Here is a 15666-nt window from a genome sequence, read left to right on the forward strand (position 1 = left end):
CCATGAAGAAAACCAATAAGAAATTTAATTCCACCTGCTGCGATATTCAGGGTGCTCTCTTTCTTCCAGATCAGATTCAGCAAGCTTTTCTTGGGAAAAACAAGCGCCAGTCAATCGATGACTACAAAATTCTCCCGGGACTCACCCTGAAAGAGGAATGCTCACGCGCTTTCCGTATCGCTCAAGCCTCATGGGACCGATTTAAAGACACCCTGACCCGCACGGATCTCTCTGAAGCGGATCGTCTGAGCCGCACCAAGGAGTGGGGCCGGATCTTCTTTAACTCAGTGCTCGGGTACACCATTCAGTCCCAAACCATTATTGAATGCGATGAACGCCAATATCCGGTTGCATTTCTCGTCAGTAATCTCCCTGTGACGGTAGTGTCGGCTCCGGCAGGATTGGACGATGCCCGACCCGAGCTCACCGTGATTGGGGGCAGCCAGTCCAAGAAATCCGCTTTTACCCTTGTCCAGGACCTTCTGAATGCGGACACCCGCTATAAGTGGGGATTCGCGTTTAACGGCACTGCGGTTCGTCTTGTTCGTGACGCGATGTCCCTGACCCGCCCTGGGTATTTGGAATTCAATCTCCAGGAAATTCTTGCTAACGACGACTACGCGGAATTCCTACATCTCTGGATGGCGCTCCATGCCTCAAGAGCGGAACTGATTGATGGAAATACGGCCTGGGATCTGTGGATCAAAGAGGGGGAAGAGGCCGGGCAGCCGGCACGCGAGGCGCTCAGAGGCTCAATTACTGAGGCCCTTCTGACGTTTGGTCAGGGTTTTATTGCCCATCCTGAAAACGAAGCCTTAAGAAAAGCGCTTTCTGATGGCTCTCTTTCCGCCAAAGACTATACGCATGAGCTCCTACGTCTCATGTATCGATTCCTTTTTGTCTTCTGTCTTGAAGAACGGAATCTGATCAATATAAAAGACGATTCAAAGAAAAATCAGGCAGCCACCGCCAGATACCTGTCGGGCTACGCGCTCCACCGGTTCCGGGATCAGTCTCTTAAATCCTATTTCCGGAACAGGTATTCCGACGCCTGGGAATCCGTAAAGATCGTTTTCCAGGGGCTTGATAACGGAGAACCATTGCTGGCTCTTCCTGCTCTTGGCGGTCTCTTCGCGTCTGATGAGTGCCCTCACCTTAAAGACACCAGGCTGTCTAACGTGGTGTTCTTCAACGCTATGAAGCTGATGCGTTGGGCAACCATCAATGGCACATACACCGCGATTGACTATAAAAACCTGGGGACTGAGGAACTTGGCAGTATCTATGAGAGTCTCCTGGAGCTTGTCCCGGTAGCGGATCCTCAGCGCCGCGAGTTTTCTTTCCTTAACAACACCGTTGGTTCCAGTGAGCGGAAGAAAACCGGCAGCTACTACACACCGGATTCCTTAGTCCAGAATCTGATTAAAACCGCTCTGGACCCTGTTATTGAAAAAAGACTGTCTGATAATCCGAGCGATCCTCAGGAAGCCCTTCTGTCTCTCCGAGTTATTGATCCGGCCTGTGGCAGTGGCCATTTTCTGCTTGCTGCGGCCCGCCGGATTGCGGAGCAGCTCGCTAAAGTCCGATCTCTGGATGGAATTGTCACACCCCAGTCTTACCGAAATGCTTTGAGAGAAGTAATTCAGCACTGTATTTACGGTGTTGATATGAATCCTCTTGCTGTTGAACTCGCTCGTATGGCTTTGTGGCTTGAAGGTTTTGCTGAAAATAAGCCGCTATCGTTCCTGGATCATCATCTGAAAGTGGGGAATTCTCTCGTCGGCGTGATGAATTTGAAAACACTGAAGCTCGGGATTCCTAAAGAGGCATACAAAGCTTCGGGAAACGATATCAAAGCAATTTGTACAGCGATTTCGAAACGCAATAATGCCGCTCTAAAATCCCTACAGAAACTGGCATCAGAAGAGACTCTGGATCTTTTTGTCGACACTCGTCAGGATCAGCTATTGAGTCTTCTCGAAACCATGCCTTCTTCAACGCTTGACGATGAAAAGAAGAAAGCAAAAGCCTATCAAAAGTATCTGAATACGGTTTCTGATGATCGGATGAAAAAGGCCTGTGATCTTTTGATCGGAGCCTTTATGTGCCGCAAGACTGAAGAAACTCAAGATTTAGTACCTACCAGCGAAATTCTTTGGCGGGTAATTGAGGATTCTGAGAATCTTTTAGGAGGGTGTGTAATTTTTTGTGGGCGGCTCGTTCAAGGTTAATCGATGTAGGGGGTGATTCGGTCACCAAATAGCACAACCAATTCTCTCATAGCGGCACTCCAGTATGGAGAAGGCCGCCCCCATCTTTTCTCTACTTTCCGGATTGCCAGAAAGAGAAGTTTCAAAGCAGCCGTTTCAGTAGGGAAAGCAGCTCGGGTCTTAATTACTTTTCTTAGATCCCGATTAAGGCTCTCTATGGCATTGGTTGTATAAATAAGTCTGCGGATATTTGGGGAAAAATCAAAGAAGGGGATCACCTTATCCCAGGAATCGATCCACTGTTTGGCGATGTAAGGGTATCTGAGCCCCAGTTCCGACTGTGCAAAAGCGTCCAGTTCCTTCCGCGCATCAGCCGCGTTTACAGCCCGGTAAATGGGCTTCAGCGCGCCGGCTACGGCCTTGTAATCCTTATATCCGACGAATTTCAGACTGTTCCTGATCAGGTGAACAATGCAGGTCTGCAGCAGAGTGTTGGGAAAGGCAACTTCAAGCGCCTCCTTCATTCCCTTGAGTCCGTCTGTGACAGCAATCAGAATATCAGACACCCCCCTGTTTTTGAGTTCAGTGAAGACCTTAAGCCAATATTTTGCGCTTTCGTTATCAGCGACCCACATCCCCAAAACTTCCTTGCGGCCCTGGGCGTTTACGCCCAAGGCAAGATGGACCGCTTTCGGGGTAACAATGCCATTATCACCTCGGATTTTGACTCGAATAGCGTCAAAGAAAACAGTTGTATAAAACGGATCCAGAGGACGGTTCTGCCATTTTTCAACCTCAGGAAGGATGGCGTCCGTAACATCGCTGATAAATTCGGCACTGGTCTCCATACCGTATTCATCATAGAGAAAGCCTTGAATTTCCCGGGTTGAGAGCCCTCTGGCGTACAAGGCCAGAACCTTGTCCTCAAACCCCGCCAGCTGGCGTTTATGCTTAGGAACGACCCTCGGCTCAAACTCTCCCTTGCGGTCTCTGGGTACGTCAATACGGATATTTCCAAGGCTGGACGATTTGAGGGTTTTCGAACTATGCCCGTTACGCTCATTTTCGGTGACACGTTTACCGCCTCTTTCGTAACCGAGATGATTGGTCATTTCACCGTCAAGCATTTGAGTCAGCAGCCGACCGAGCATATGGGCCATAAGATTTTCCGCATCCTCTGCGGTATTAATCTCAAGCCCGGATTTCTTGGCGTTTTCTAAAATCTGTCCTGCAACACTATCCAAGGGGTCTGTCTTTCGTTTCATTTGAGGCTCCTCCAAGAGCAATTATCTCAGAGTCACCCACAAAATTTTCCTCACCCTCTCTTTTAGAGACGGATGATTCTGTTATTCAATTTGCATCAAATACCTGTACAGAGTCTTCTGCTTTCCACTGGCCCCTTGAATTTCCGCTTGTTTTTGCAAACGGAGGTTTTGACTGTGTATTGGGGAATCCTCCTTGGGAAAAAGCCAAGGTAGAGGATGTGAAATGGTTCGAGAACCGCTATCCGGAAGTTGCCAACGCAAAGACTGGAGCCATTCGAGCCAGAATGATTAAAGCAATGTCGGAAGGACGGATGTCAGAAGAGTTCCTGAATATGCCTCCTTCTGCTGATAAGAGGGTGAGGAAAATTTTGTGGGTGACTCTGAGATAATTGCTCTTGGAGGAGCCTCAAATGAAACGAAAGACAGACCCCTTGGATAGTGTTGCAGGACAGATTTTAGAAAACGCCAAGAAATCCGGGCTTGAGATTAATACCGCAGAGGATGCGGAAAATCTTATGGCCCATATGCTCGGTCGGCTGCTGACTCAAATGCTTGACGGTGAAATGACCAATCATCTCGGTTACGAAAGAGGCGGTAAACGTGTCACCGAAAATGAGCGTAACGGGCATAGTTCGAAAACCCTCAAATCGTCCAGCCTTGGAAATATCCGTATTGACGTACCCAGAGACCGCAAGGGAGAGTTTGAGCCGAGGGTCGTTCCTAAGCATAAACGCCACAGCTGGCGGGGTTTGAGGACAAGGTTCTGGCCTTGTAGAGGGTGAGGAAAATTTTGTGGGTGACTCTGAGATAATTGCTCTTGGAGGAGCCTCAAATGAAACGAAAGACAGACCCCTTGGATAGTGTTGCAGGACAGATTTTAGAAAACGCCAAGAAATCCGGGCTTGAGATTAATACCGCAGAGGATGCGGAAAATCTTATGGCCCATATGCTCGGTCGGCTGCTGACTCAAATGCTTGACGGTGAAATGACCAATCATCTCGGTTACGAAAGAGGCGGTAAACGTGTCACCGAAAATGAGCGTAACGGGCATAGTTCGAAAACCCTCAAATCGTCCAGCCTTGGAAATATCCGTATTGACGTACCCAGAGACCGCAAGGGAGAGTTTGAGCCGAGGGTCGTTCCTAAGCATAAACGCCAGCTGGCGGGGTTTGAGGACAAGGTTCTGGCCTTGTACGCCAGAGGGCTCTCAACCCGGGAAATTCAAGGCTTTCTCTATGATGAATACGGTATGGAGACCAGTGCCGAATTTATCAGCGATGTTACGGACGCCATCCTTCCTGAGGTTGAAAAATGGCAGAACCGTCCTCTGGATCCGTTTTATACAACTGTTTTCTTTGACTCTATTCGAGTCAAAATCCGAGGTGATAATGGCATTGTTACCCCGAAAGCGGTCCATCTTGCCTTGGGCGTAAACGCCCAGGGCCGCAAGGAAGTTTTGGGGATGTGGGTCGCTGATAACGAAAGCGCAAAATATTGGCTTAAGGTCTTCACTGAACTCAAAAACAGGGGGGTGTCTGATATTCTGATTGCTGTCACAGACGGACTCAAGGGAATGAAGGAGGCGCTTGAAGCTGCCTTTCCCAACACTCTGCTGCAGACCTGCATTGTTCACCTGATCAGGAACAGTCTGAAATTCGTCGGATATAAGGATTACAAGGCCGTAGCCGGCGCGCTGAAGCCCATTTACCGGGCCGTAAACGCGGCTGATGCGCGGAAGGAACTGGACGCTTTTGCACAGTCGGAACTGGGGCTCAGATACCCTTACATCGCCAAACAGTGGATCGATTCCTGGGATAAGGTGATCCCCTTCTTTGATTTTTCCCCAAATATCCGCAGACTTATTTATACAACCAATGCCATAGAGAGCCTTAATCGGGATCTAAGAAAAGTAATTAAGACCCGAGCTGCTTTCCCTACTGAAACGGCTGCTTTGAAACTTCTCTTTCTGGCAATCCGGAAAGTAGAGAAAAGATGGGTGCGGCCTTCTCCATACTGGAGTGCCGCTATGAGAGAATTGGTTGTGCTATTTGGTGACCGAATCACCCCCTACATCGATTAACCTTGAACGAGCCGCCCACAAAAAATTACACACCCTCGCCTTGTACGCCAGAGGGCTCTCAACCCGGGAAATTCAAGGCTTTCTCTATGATGAATACGGTATGGAGACCAGTGCCGAATTTATCAGCGATGTTACGGACGCCATCCTTCCTGAGGTTGAAAAATGGCAGAACCGTCCTCTGGATCCGTTTTATACAACTGTTTTCTTTGACTCTATTCGAGTCAAAATCCGAGGTGATAATGGCATTGTTACCCCGAAAGCGGTCCATCTTGCCTTGGGCGTAAACGCCCAGGGCCGCAAGGAAGTTTTGGGGATGTGGGTCGCTGATAACGAAAGCGCAAAATATTGGCTTAAGGTCTTCACTGAACTCAAAAACAGGGGGGTGTCTGATATTCTGATTGCTGTCACAGACGGACTCAAGGGAATGAAGGAGGCGCTTGAAGCTGCCTTTCCCAACACTCTGCTGCAGACCTGCATTGTTCACCTGATCAGGAACAGTCTGAAATTCGTCGGATATAAGGATTACAAGGCCGTAGCCGGCGCGCTGAAGCCCATTTACCGGGCCGTAAACGCGGCTGATGCGCGGAAGGAACTGGACGCTTTTGCACAGTCGGAACTGGGGCTCAGATACCCTTACATCGCCAAACAGTGGATCGATTCCTGGGATAAGGTGATCCCCTTCTTTGATTTTTCCCCAAATATCCGCAGACTTATTTATACAACCAATGCCATAGAGAGCCTTAATCGGGATCTAAGAAAAGTAATTAAGACCCGAGCTGCTTTCCCTACTGAAACGGCTGCTTTGAAACTTCTCTTTCTGGCAATCCGGAAAGTAGAGAAAAGATGGGTGCGGCCTTCTCCATACTGGAGTGCCGCTATGAGAGAATTGGTTGTGCTATTTGGTGACCGAATCACCCCCTACATCGATTAACCTTGAACGAGCCGCCCACAAAAAATTACACACCCTCAATTAAAAAATTCTACTAATCGTTATAAATTGACTGATATCAATTCAAATATCTGATTTCAGGGCTTGAAACCAGACAAAGCGGAACAATGTCCTCATCCAAATAACCGGGTAAGGGATCAGCTGAAAGAATCAGCTTTTCTCCCCCAAACTTTGTAAGACAGAGGACAAAAAAATGCCGTCTACCGCAATTGATAGCCAGATCCACGGTTCGATGTTCAGCACGGACGAAATGCGCAAGATTTGGAGCGACGAGTCCTGGGCCCAGAAGTGGCTCGACACGGAAGCCGCTCTTGCTAAGGCTCAGGGTGAGCTCGGCGTTATTCCGAAGGATAAGGCTGACGTGATCAATGAGTACGCGAAGGCTGAGCTCCTTGACATCCCGTCGATCGGCGAATTCTACAAGTCCTCGATCACGATCGTGCCGCTGCTCCGCGCTTTCAAGGCGGTTCTTCCTGATCATGCCGGTGAATTCGTTCACTGGGGCGCCACGAGCCAGGACATTGTCGACACCGGCATGGTCCTCCTTGAACGCGACGCCTACCAGGTCATTCTCCGCGACATGAAGGCCTGCCTGAAGGCCTGTCTCGCTCTCGCGAAGAAGTATCGCACCACCCCGATGGCCGGCCGTACGCACGTTGTCCACGCTGTGCCGATCACCTTCGGCTACAAGGCCGCTGTCTGGGCTGACGAACTCGGCCGCGACATCACCCGCCTTGAAGAGATGGCTCCGCGTGTCTTCGTCGGTGAAATGGCTGGTGCCGTCGGCACGCTCGCCTCTCAGCCTGAGAAGGGCCTTGAAACCCAGAAGCGCATGTTTGAGATCCTCGGTCTCCGCTGCCCCACGATCGCCTGGCACGTCCAGCGTGACAATCAGGCCGAATTTGTCAGCACGCTGGCGATCTGCGCAGGCACCATCGGCCGCATTATTCACGAAGTGCTGACTGAGCAGCGTACCGAAGTCCTGGAACTCGAAGAACCGTTCTTCATGGGTAAGGTCGGTTCCTCCACGATGCCGCATAAGCGCAACCCCGCTGTCTGCGAAAACGTTCTCGCCCTCTGCCGCAACGTCCGCTCGATCGCCCCGTCGATCGTCGAGTCGATGGTGAGTGAAGCTGAGCGCGACTGGGGCTGCTTCCTCTCCGAGTGGGAAGGCATCCCGCGCGCCTGCCACCTCCTTGGCTGCGCTCTCGCGAAGTCGAAGTACATCCTTGAGAATCTGATCGTCTATCCGGAGCACATGGAGAAGAACCTCTTCCTGCAGAAGGGTCTGATGATGAGCGAATGCGTGATGATGCACCTCGCGACGAAGCTTGGCCGCATGACCTCTCACTCCATTGTCTACAAGGCCTGCATGGAAGCCTATCAGAAGGAAATCCCGCTGAGGGACGTCCTGATGCGTACGCCTGAAGTGGAAGCCGCGTTCACCGAGGATGAACTCGACCACATGCTGAACCCGCTCACCTATATCGGTCTCGCCCCCGAATTCGTGGACCGCGTCGAAGCCGAGTTCGGTGAGAAGGCGAATTCCTAACGCCTTCTCCGCCCCGGATTCTTCCGGGGCCGCGCCTCAGGCGGGATCCTCTTCCGCCTGGGGCAAAGCAGTACCTCAGCAGCCTATCACTGCGTCACTACAAAGATCACCGTTCAAAGCGGGGACAAAATCATGCCAAAAGCTTCTGCAACCTCTGGAGTCCAGCTCTGGCGCTGGATCGTACCGATCGCGGTCGGTATCATCATCTGGTTCCTCCCGGTGCCTGCGGGTCTTAACCCGAAGGCGATCCACATGCTCGGAATCTTCCTCGGCACCATCGCCGCGATTCTGACTAACCCGATGCCGTCCGGCGCCGTGATGATGACGGCGCTCGCGGTTTCTTACTTCTCAGGCACGCTGACTCTCAGCCAGTCACTCTCCGGTCTCGCGTCCGGCACGGTGTGGATGATTTTCTCGGCGTACGTTTTGTCGCTTGGCTTCGTCCAGTCCGGTCTCGGCCGCCGTATCGCGTACCTGATGCTCTCGAAGTTCGGCGGTTCTTCCACCGGTATCGCGTATTCGCTCGGCTGCGCCGACCTTGTGATGGCTCCTGCCATGCCTTCCGTGACGGCTCGCTCCGGCGGCATCATTCTCCCGATCGCGAAGTCAATTAACGACGTGATGGGTTCCACCCCTGGTGAGTCCGGGAAAAAGATCGGTGACTACCTCATCATGACGTGTTTTCAGGTCACACCGATCACGGGCGCTCTGTTCCTTACCGGTATGGCCGCGAATCCGCTCTGCGCGCACCTCGCGAAGGAAGGTCTCGGTGTGGATATCAGCTGGGGCACCTGGCTCTGGGCCGCTCTGCTCCCCGCCGCTATCTGCTTTGTTCTTCTTCCGCACGTGACGAAGTTCCTCGTGAAGCCCACGATGAATAAGACTCCGGAAGCGAAGGCGCTCGGCAAGAAGATGCTCGGTGAGCTTGGCGCTCTGACGCACCAGGAGAAGCTGGTCGGTATCGGTTTCATCCTCGCCCTCGTCGGCTGGGCGACCACGATGCTCACGGGTTACGACGCTAACGCGATCGGCCTCGGCGTGGTGGCTTACCTCCTGATCTCGGGCGCTGTGAAGTGGAAGGACGTGCTTTCTGAAAAGGCGGCCTGGGACACCGTGATCTGGTTCGGCGTCATCATCTCCCTCGCCGGCGGTCTCACGAAGCTTGGCTTCATCAAGTGGATGTCCGCGACGGTCGCGGCGCAGCTTGTTGGTACGAACTGGCTCGTGGCCTTCATCGTCCTTGGCTTCGCCTATATCTACCTCCACTACATCTTCGCTACCGCTTCCGGCCACGTGGCAGCTATGTATGTCCCGTTCTGCGCGGTGGCTATCGGCTGCGGCGCTCCGGCTCTGATGGTCGCGGTCTGCTTCGGTATCTTCTCCAATATTATGTGGGGCATTACGGAATACGCCGGCGGCCCGGGCCCGATCTACTTCGGTCAGGGTTACTTCGAGCGCCCGCGCTTCTACAAGATCAACTTCTGCGTGGTGACGCTTAACGTCCTCCTCGTCTTCATCACCGGCATGGCCTGGTGGAAGCTGATCGGCCTCTACTAAGAAGACCTTACAGAAATCCAAACTAACTCTCTACTGTTTCTCTCTGTTCCCGGAAGGGGTCCGCAGCGGCTCCTTCCGGTTTTTTTTCACAAACCTGTAATTCTCCGCTACTACAATAGAAGCCGGCTTCTTATGTACACCAGAAAAGAGGATGGGACGATGACCCGCGTACTGCTGAAGGACAGACTGGCTCATAAACTGACCCGCGCGATCGCGAGCGGTCTCTATCCGGTGGGCACTCTCCTTCCAGGCGAAATGGAACTGATGAAGCGGGAAGGGGTCTCGAGGTTCACGGTGCGGGCGGCGCTCGCGCAGCTTGAGCGCCACGGTCTCATCCGCCGGACGCCGCATGTCGGGACACGCGTGATCAGCCGCGGTTCCACGCAGGGTTTCGGGCAGCAGCTCTCAACACTCTCTGACCTCGGCCGCCTCGCGTCGAATAACAAGCGCCGGATCCTCAAGATCGAGGAAGTGGTGATCAGTAAGGAACGAGCCGATCAGATTCACGCGGTGCCGGGTGAAACGATGATCCGCTTCACGATGGTGCGCGTAGGGGAGAGGGCAGGGGAGCCGCCAGTCGCCTGGACCAGCGAATACGTGAGCCGCGATCGGCAGGAACTCGTCACCGAGGCCCCGGCTCACCCCGATATCCTGATGATTGAACTTATCCAGTCGGTTTACGGTGACACGTGCGCCGAGGTGCGTCAGACGATTGAGGCGACAAAGCTCCCCGCGGAACCCGCGGAAGCCCTTCACGCGAAAGAAGGAGAGCCCGCGCTTCGGATTCTCCGGCGCTACTTTGACCCAAAGGGGAAGGTGATCCTCATCACCGTGAGCTATCACCCGGGGGAACGCTACGCCTTCAATCTCACGATTGAGTCGAAGTAGCGGGTGGACGATTCACGGCCGAACAAACGTGAAGCGTCCGCTGCGCTTTGGGGTCGGTACGGCTAGACGGACGCGCGATGGAATTTCTCCGCCAATGAATCGAGCCAGGCGGGCACCCCGCTTGCCGTGATCCCGCTATCCCGGAGAATCCGCGCGATATCAGTGGCTGTGAGAATCAGGATTTTATGTTTCCCGTCGATCGCTTCCCGATAGGCGGGTTCCGAAATATAGCCTGTCGTCACCATGACCCCGAGGTTACGCCGCTCGGTTCGAGAAATCAGGCGTGTCATCTCGGACACCTCTACCCCTTTTTCCGCCTCATAGCACCGGGCTTCAAGCGCGGCGCTCAGTCTGACATCCGGGTGAACCGTGCCGCCCGTCGTGATCCGATAGCGGCCCGCGGTGTCCCGGCCGTCGTCCTGCCACTCGCGGCTGAAGGTGAAACCTTCAAAGTGAGGATCGAGTTTCGAGACGAGGTCCGCCGCGCACTGTTCAAAACCCAATGAGTCATCTTTGAATCTCTCCCGAATGAGGCTGAGACACTGCAGCCCCTCCATGTCACTCTGCAGCTGATCAAAGGGGGAGGGGAATTCGGAAAGCCTCGGAGCCTTCAGCGGGTGAAGCCCCGGGCGGCCTTCCCGGACGAAATCCCGCCAGGCGCGCGGGGCGAGCCTGAGGCTATCCGGATCCCCGTGCCAGAGAGCCCGAAGCCACGCCTTGGATACAGGCTGACTCCCGGTATCGAGAATCGTGAAGTACGCCTCGTAATTCTGGAACCGCTCACCGTCCACGGTTCTCCAGTGAGCGGTGAGGTCCCGGTCCGGCGGCAGCCCGGCAGCGCCCGGAGCGGCGAGCCCGAGGAAACGCATATCGCGCCCCGTGCCATGGCGCTTGAAAATCAGGAAAGGCGGAATCTCAGACCGGTCACCCGCGTGGAGCTCCCCGAACACTTCCTGAAGGAGGAGATTCCCCTTCCCCCTGGTGTCGAGAAGCGATCTCCCGGCCTTTCGGTTGTCGCCGTAGTAGCGGAGGACACCGGTTTCGGTATCGAGGAAGTCTGGCCAGGCGAGCTCACACATCGAGGTGTAGAGGACGATATAAGCGATCCGCTTCGTCCGCTGGTTATAGACCTTCCGGAAGCCTCCGAGATTCGGGCACCCCGGAACGAGCTTCGTGATCACTTCACCCGCGAGATTCGGGTAAGGACCGGATTTATAGACACAGTCAACAAAAAGATCGCTCTCTTCAAGCGCTTGATAGGGAACTTCCATGCCGGACCTCTCAGGACGTCAGGCCCTTACTCCCTCGTAAAGCAGGCGGCGCGGGCCGCGCCGCGGGGGAAAGGGCGGTTGAGAGAAAGAATAGCAGCGTTTTTAGCTGCGAATCGATAGAAGCCCGGAAGAACACCAGGGGGCTCGCCGGAGGCAAAAAAATCCCGGAGCCGTCCGGCCCCGGGTTTGCAGATCGTCACTCTATATATAAGAGGCGTCTCAGAGCGAATCCGGATCGTTGCAGCCGCAGTCGCAGCCGCAGTTGCATTTGGGCTTCGGAGTGCTGAGCGTGATGTAGGACTTGTTGAGAAGGGTCTCAAGCGTCCTGATTTCCTCTGGCGACAGCCCGCAGCGCGTCCGGCAGTTCAGTTTCCGGCGGATCTTCTCAAAGGTCGGCTGGAGCGCGAGCCCTTTTTCCGTGAGATAGAACATGCAGCAGCGGGAATCCTCTTCTGACTTCCGCTTCTCGATATAGCCGCGGCCCACGAGCGCCTTCATCGTGAGTGAGGCGGTCGGCTTCGCGCGCGACGTCTGCTCCGCGATTTCGGTGAGCGTGCAGCTCCCGTGCTCAGAGAGGTAGAAAAAAATGTCCCCGGTGCACGGCGCGATATCGGTCACGCCTTTCCGTGTGAGCTCGCCCTCGATCAGATCATTCACGAAGCGGATGAGCTGCTCCGCCTGCGCGAGAATCTTCATAAAGGAAATGTCGTCGTCCATCGGGATCTGTCCAGAGTAGCCCGGAGGCCGGAGGGCACTGCCGCCAGCCGCCAGGGGGGTCAATAAATGTATACAGCTATGGTACCCCGGGACGCCGTTTTCCGAGAGGCTTTGCGGGGGGCGTCCTGCCTCCCCTCCTTTACTTAGGGGATTACGCCCGCCACTCAAGGATTTTCCGCGTGTTACTATTGATTACAAGGATGCTAATTGCACTCGATCCCGACTTCAGTTTGGAACCCGGGGGTTACCCGCCTTCAGTTCCCAGCTCTATCAAATAACCGCGGCTCACCCGCCGCGCGTTCGGCAGCCGCCCGATCGGCGCTGCCGGTTCATGCCGACAAACAGGACGCATGAGAGCGAAAACCAGGAAGGTGAGAGACATCAATCCTCTCTGATGAATGGCTTCGCCTACCCCGTGAAGCCAGTGGCTTTTCTGGTGCCTCATCGGCCTGTGCCTCAATCCATCCCGTCCGGGCGGCGAGAAAAACCTTCTCACCGCATGGCAACTTTTTATTTCTTTCGATAAAGAAAGGAACTGTTTCTGCGTTCTCCAGACCAAAGGGGAACGGATGAACGGTTTCGGACTGTGAACCATGGAAAACAGCAATAACAGATATATCGCGATCGGCCTCATGCTTTTCGCGCTCCTCTTCGGTGCCGGTAACCTCATCTTCCCGGCGGCTATGGGTCAGAACGCCGGCGTCAACGTCTGGTACGCCGTGCTCGGTTTCTGCGTGACGGGTGTGGGTCTGCCCCTCATCTCGATCGCCGCGCTCGGTTACTCCGGGTGTCTGGACCTTGAAGAGGCCGCGGGCCGCGTTCACCCCTGGTACGGCGTCTTTTACTCCGTCGTCTCATACCTCGCGATCGGACCTTGCTTCGCCGCTCCCCGTACCGGCACGGTGTCGTTCGAGATCGCCGTGAAGCCTTTCCTCGGGTCTTTTTCGCCTGATATCGCGCTTCCGATCTTCCTCCTCATCTTCTTCCTCCTCACGTACTGGCTCGCGGCGACCCCGTCGAAGCTCGTTGACCGTGTGGGCAAGATCCTGACCCCCGCGCTTCTCGCTGTTATTCTGCTTCTCATCGTGCAGTCCTTCATCACCCCGCTTGGCACGCCCCAGGCCCCGACGAAGAACTACGCGACGCCTGTCACCGCTGTGATGCAGGGTATTCTCGATGGCTACAACACCCTTGACGCCATCGCGTCCTTCATCTTCGCGACGCTCGTGATCAGCTTTGTGAAGGAGGGCGGCGTGACGCAGCCGAAAGCGATCATGAAGCAGGTGCTGCTCTCCGGCTCGATCGCTGTCGCGCTCCTCGCCTTCATCTACATCTTCATCGCGAAGATCGGCGCGGATTCCGTGACGCAGCTCGGTATTCTTGAAACCGGCGCTCCGGTGCTCGCGGGTTCGGCGAAGATCCTCTTCGGTAACCTCGGTGCCGCGATTCTCGCGGTGATCGTGCTCCTCGCGTGCCTTTCGACCTCGGTCGGCCTCGTGACCTGCTGCGCCGCGTACTTCATGCGGCTCCTCGGCCACTTCTCCTACAAGACCTACGCCGTGATCTTCTGCGTGATCTCGTACCTCGTCGGCCTCTTCGGTCTGAAGACCATCATCGTGTCCACGATTCCGGTCCTGATGTTCATCTACCCGCTGCTCGTCGCGCTGATCTGCCTTATCTTCCTCGATAAGTTCTTCGGCGGCCGTCAGTGCGTGTACGCCTGGACCATCGCTTTCACCTTCGTGATGGCGACGATCAACCTGCTTGAGACCGCCGGCGTGAACCTCGGCTCCTTTGAGACGATGCTTCAGACCTACGTTCCGCTCCACACCTTCGGTATGGGCTGGATTCCGTTCGCCGCTGTCGGCTTCGTGATCGGCCTCATCTGGAAGGCCGCGGTGCCGGAGAAGAAGGCTGCCGCGTAAGAAAGAGGCTTTCAGGCGGTAAATGTCGGTGCCGCCTGACTCCTGAATAAAAAGTCGCCCCGGAGCTTTTCAAGGCTCCGGGGCGAACTGTTTATGGGGAAAGGATACGGGAGAGCCCCACGTTCTTTTTTACGCGGCCCGGATGCGATGCGTGAGGCGGGGAAGAGATTCCTGGTATCCCAAAACGGATTCGAGGGCATCCGAAAAAACGGCGTCGAGTTCTTTCCCGAGTCCCTCCCAGGTGGGCGACTCAGCGACACAGGCGAACGCCGGAAGGAAATCCTCGCTCTCAGCGACGAAGACATTGGCTTCCGGATCCCATCGCGCGGAGACATCGCAGAAGAGAGGCAGCCCCGCTTTCGCGGCCTCGGTCCAGCCTTCAGACCCAACCCGATATTCCATAAAAGTCGTTCCTTAATAAAAGAGAAACGCCTTCGATTTTAAGGATCGAAGGCGTGTCTGGGGACAGAACGAAAGCGGTTTTAATCGTTACGCTTTCGCCGAGTCCACCATCATGCGGGCGATGAGTTCACCCTGCGGTTTCCCGAGCTTCAGGCTCTCGCGGACCTTTTCCACGAATTCCGGGGACTGTCCCTTCACGCCCACCGTGAGGAAGAATTCAAGGTACGCGATCGTGAATTCCGGGTGCCCCTGGAACGCGAGGATTTTGTCCCCGATCGCGAAGGCGTCGTTCGCGCAGAAGTCGCTTGTCGCGAGAAGCTCAGCGTCAGGCGGCAGCTCCACCACCTGGTCTCCATGGTTAACGGCGAGAAGCAGGGTGTCGGACGGCAGATACTTCCGGAGGCGGTCAGAGACCACGCGGCTCTCGCGGAGCCCGAGGCCCCAGCCGTTCGGGTGCTTGATCACGCGGCCGCCAAGAGCCTCTCCGATCGCCTGAGCGCCGAAGCAGACGCCCGAAAGCGCGATCCCGGCCTCTTTCGCGTCCCGGATCCACTGCAGCAGCGTCCCGATCCAGGCGTCCGTTTCATAAGCTCCGGCCTGGCTTCCGGTGATTACATAAAGCCCGGGTTCCGGGTCCGTGAGATCAGGGAGCTCGCCCTCCATCGCGGCGTACACCCTGTACTCGGCGTCCGGCACCACGGATGCGAAGAGGTTCTTATAGAGATCCGCGTGGGTCGGGGTATCCGCGGGGAGCAGACCCTTAAACCAGTCCGTAATCAGAAGATGAATGATCATGATCGATTTCTTTTTATCGGGGGAGAAAAGAAAAAGTGTTTCGCCTCATCTTAGC

13 protein-coding genes and 1 pseudogene are annotated in these 15666 nt (G+C 54.9%); 9 read left to right on the forward strand and 5 right to left on the reverse strand.

The window, feature by feature from the left end; genetic code table 11:
* Positions 1-2: 2 nt before the first annotated feature.
* Positions 3-2231 (forward strand): N-6 DNA methylase, encoded by a 2229-nt coding sequence (locus tag M4NBBH2_RS10965; protein ID WP_116271001.1) that lies wholly within the window; start codon positions 3-5, stop codon positions 2229-2231.
* Here the strand turns inward: M4NBBH2_RS10965 and M4NBBH2_RS10970 are convergent.
* On the reverse strand, positions 2228-3475 hold the full coding sequence (locus tag M4NBBH2_RS10970; protein WP_116271002.1) for an IS256 family transposase: 1248 nt from the start codon (positions 3473-3475) through the stop codon (positions 2228-2230). The two genes, M4NBBH2_RS10965 and M4NBBH2_RS10970, sit on opposite strands and share 4 nt — an antisense overlap.
* An 83-nt stretch (positions 3476-3558) precedes the next feature.
* Between M4NBBH2_RS10970 and M4NBBH2_RS12430 the strand changes: the two genes are divergently transcribed.
* The 7 genes and pseudogenes from M4NBBH2_RS12430 (at position 3559) to M4NBBH2_RS11005 (ending at position 10501) form a co-directional block, all read left to right on the forward strand.
* The gene (locus tag M4NBBH2_RS12430) at positions 3559-3864 is read left to right on the forward strand and encodes an Eco57I restriction-modification methylase domain-containing protein (protein WP_441900434.1); all 306 of its coding nucleotides are present in this window, start codon (positions 3559-3561) and stop codon (positions 3862-3864) included.
* A 21-nt stretch (positions 3865-3885) separates the two neighbouring features.
* Positions 3886-4257 (forward strand): transposase, encoded by a 372-nt coding sequence (locus M4NBBH2_RS12245; protein ID WP_125064675.1) that lies wholly within the window; start codon positions 3886-3888, stop codon positions 4255-4257.
* Between the two features lie 50 nt (positions 4258-4307).
* Positions 4308-5555 carry an IS256 family transposase gene (locus M4NBBH2_RS10985; RefSeq protein ID WP_116269216.1) on the forward strand — a complete coding sequence of 416 codons (1248 nt, stop codon included), beginning with the start codon at positions 4308-4310 and terminating at the stop codon, positions 5553-5555.
* 34 nt (positions 5556-5589) lie between these two features.
* A pseudogene (locus M4NBBH2_RS10990) lies at positions 5590-6486 on the forward strand (IS256 family transposase); the annotation flags it as partial.
* Positions 6487-6697: 211 nt separating this feature from the next.
* On the forward strand, positions 6698-8056 hold the full coding sequence (purB, locus tag M4NBBH2_RS10995; RefSeq protein ID WP_116271006.1) for an adenylosuccinate lyase: 1359 nt from the start codon (positions 6698-6700) through the stop codon (positions 8054-8056).
* Between the two features lie 132 nt (positions 8057-8188).
* Positions 8189-9613: a DASS family sodium-coupled anion symporter gene (locus M4NBBH2_RS11000; RefSeq protein WP_116271007.1), complete on the forward strand. Its 1425-nt coding sequence runs from the start codon at positions 8189-8191 to the stop codon at positions 9611-9613.
* A 132-nt stretch (positions 9614-9745) separates the two neighbouring features.
* Complete coding sequence (locus M4NBBH2_RS11005) at positions 9746-10501, forward strand: GntR family transcriptional regulator (protein ID WP_238691410.1); 756 nt, start codon at positions 9746-9748, stop codon at positions 10499-10501.
* A gap of 62 nt (positions 10502-10563) precedes the next feature.
* Here the strand turns inward: M4NBBH2_RS11005 and M4NBBH2_RS11010 are convergent, their stop codons facing one another.
* Positions 10564-11772 carry a restriction endonuclease gene (locus M4NBBH2_RS11010; RefSeq protein WP_116271008.1) on the reverse strand — a complete coding sequence of 403 codons (1209 nt, stop codon included), beginning with the start codon at positions 11770-11772 and terminating at the stop codon, positions 10564-10566.
* Between the two features lie 219 nt (positions 11773-11991).
* Positions 11992-12489 carry a MarR family winged helix-turn-helix transcriptional regulator gene (locus M4NBBH2_RS11015; RefSeq protein WP_116271009.1) on the reverse strand — a complete coding sequence of 166 codons (498 nt, stop codon included), beginning with the start codon at positions 12487-12489 and terminating at the stop codon, positions 11992-11994.
* Positions 12490-13082: 593 nt separating this feature from the next.
* Between M4NBBH2_RS11015 and brnQ the strand changes: the two genes are divergently transcribed.
* Positions 13083-14414 carry a branched-chain amino acid transport system II carrier protein gene (brnQ, locus tag M4NBBH2_RS11020; RefSeq protein WP_116271010.1) on the forward strand — a complete coding sequence of 444 codons (1332 nt, stop codon included), beginning with the start codon at positions 13083-13085 and terminating at the stop codon, positions 14412-14414.
* A gap of 129 nt (positions 14415-14543) precedes the next feature.
* On the opposite strand, the gene M4NBBH2_RS11025 is transcribed toward brnQ, so the two are convergent.
* A complete protein-coding gene (locus M4NBBH2_RS11025) occupies positions 14544-14816 on the reverse strand; it encodes a DUF1902 domain-containing protein (RefSeq protein ID WP_116271011.1) in 273 nt (90 codons plus the stop codon).
* Between the two features lie 87 nt (positions 14817-14903).
* A complete protein-coding gene (locus M4NBBH2_RS11030) occupies positions 14904-15611 on the reverse strand; it encodes a type 1 glutamine amidotransferase (RefSeq protein WP_116271012.1) in 708 nt (235 codons plus the stop codon).
* Positions 15612-15666: the final 55 nt, after the last annotated feature.

The organism is Mesosutterella multiformis, assembly GCF_003402575.1.
Taxonomy (GTDB): domain Bacteria; phylum Pseudomonadota; class Gammaproteobacteria; order Burkholderiales; family Burkholderiaceae_F; genus Mesosutterella; species Mesosutterella multiformis.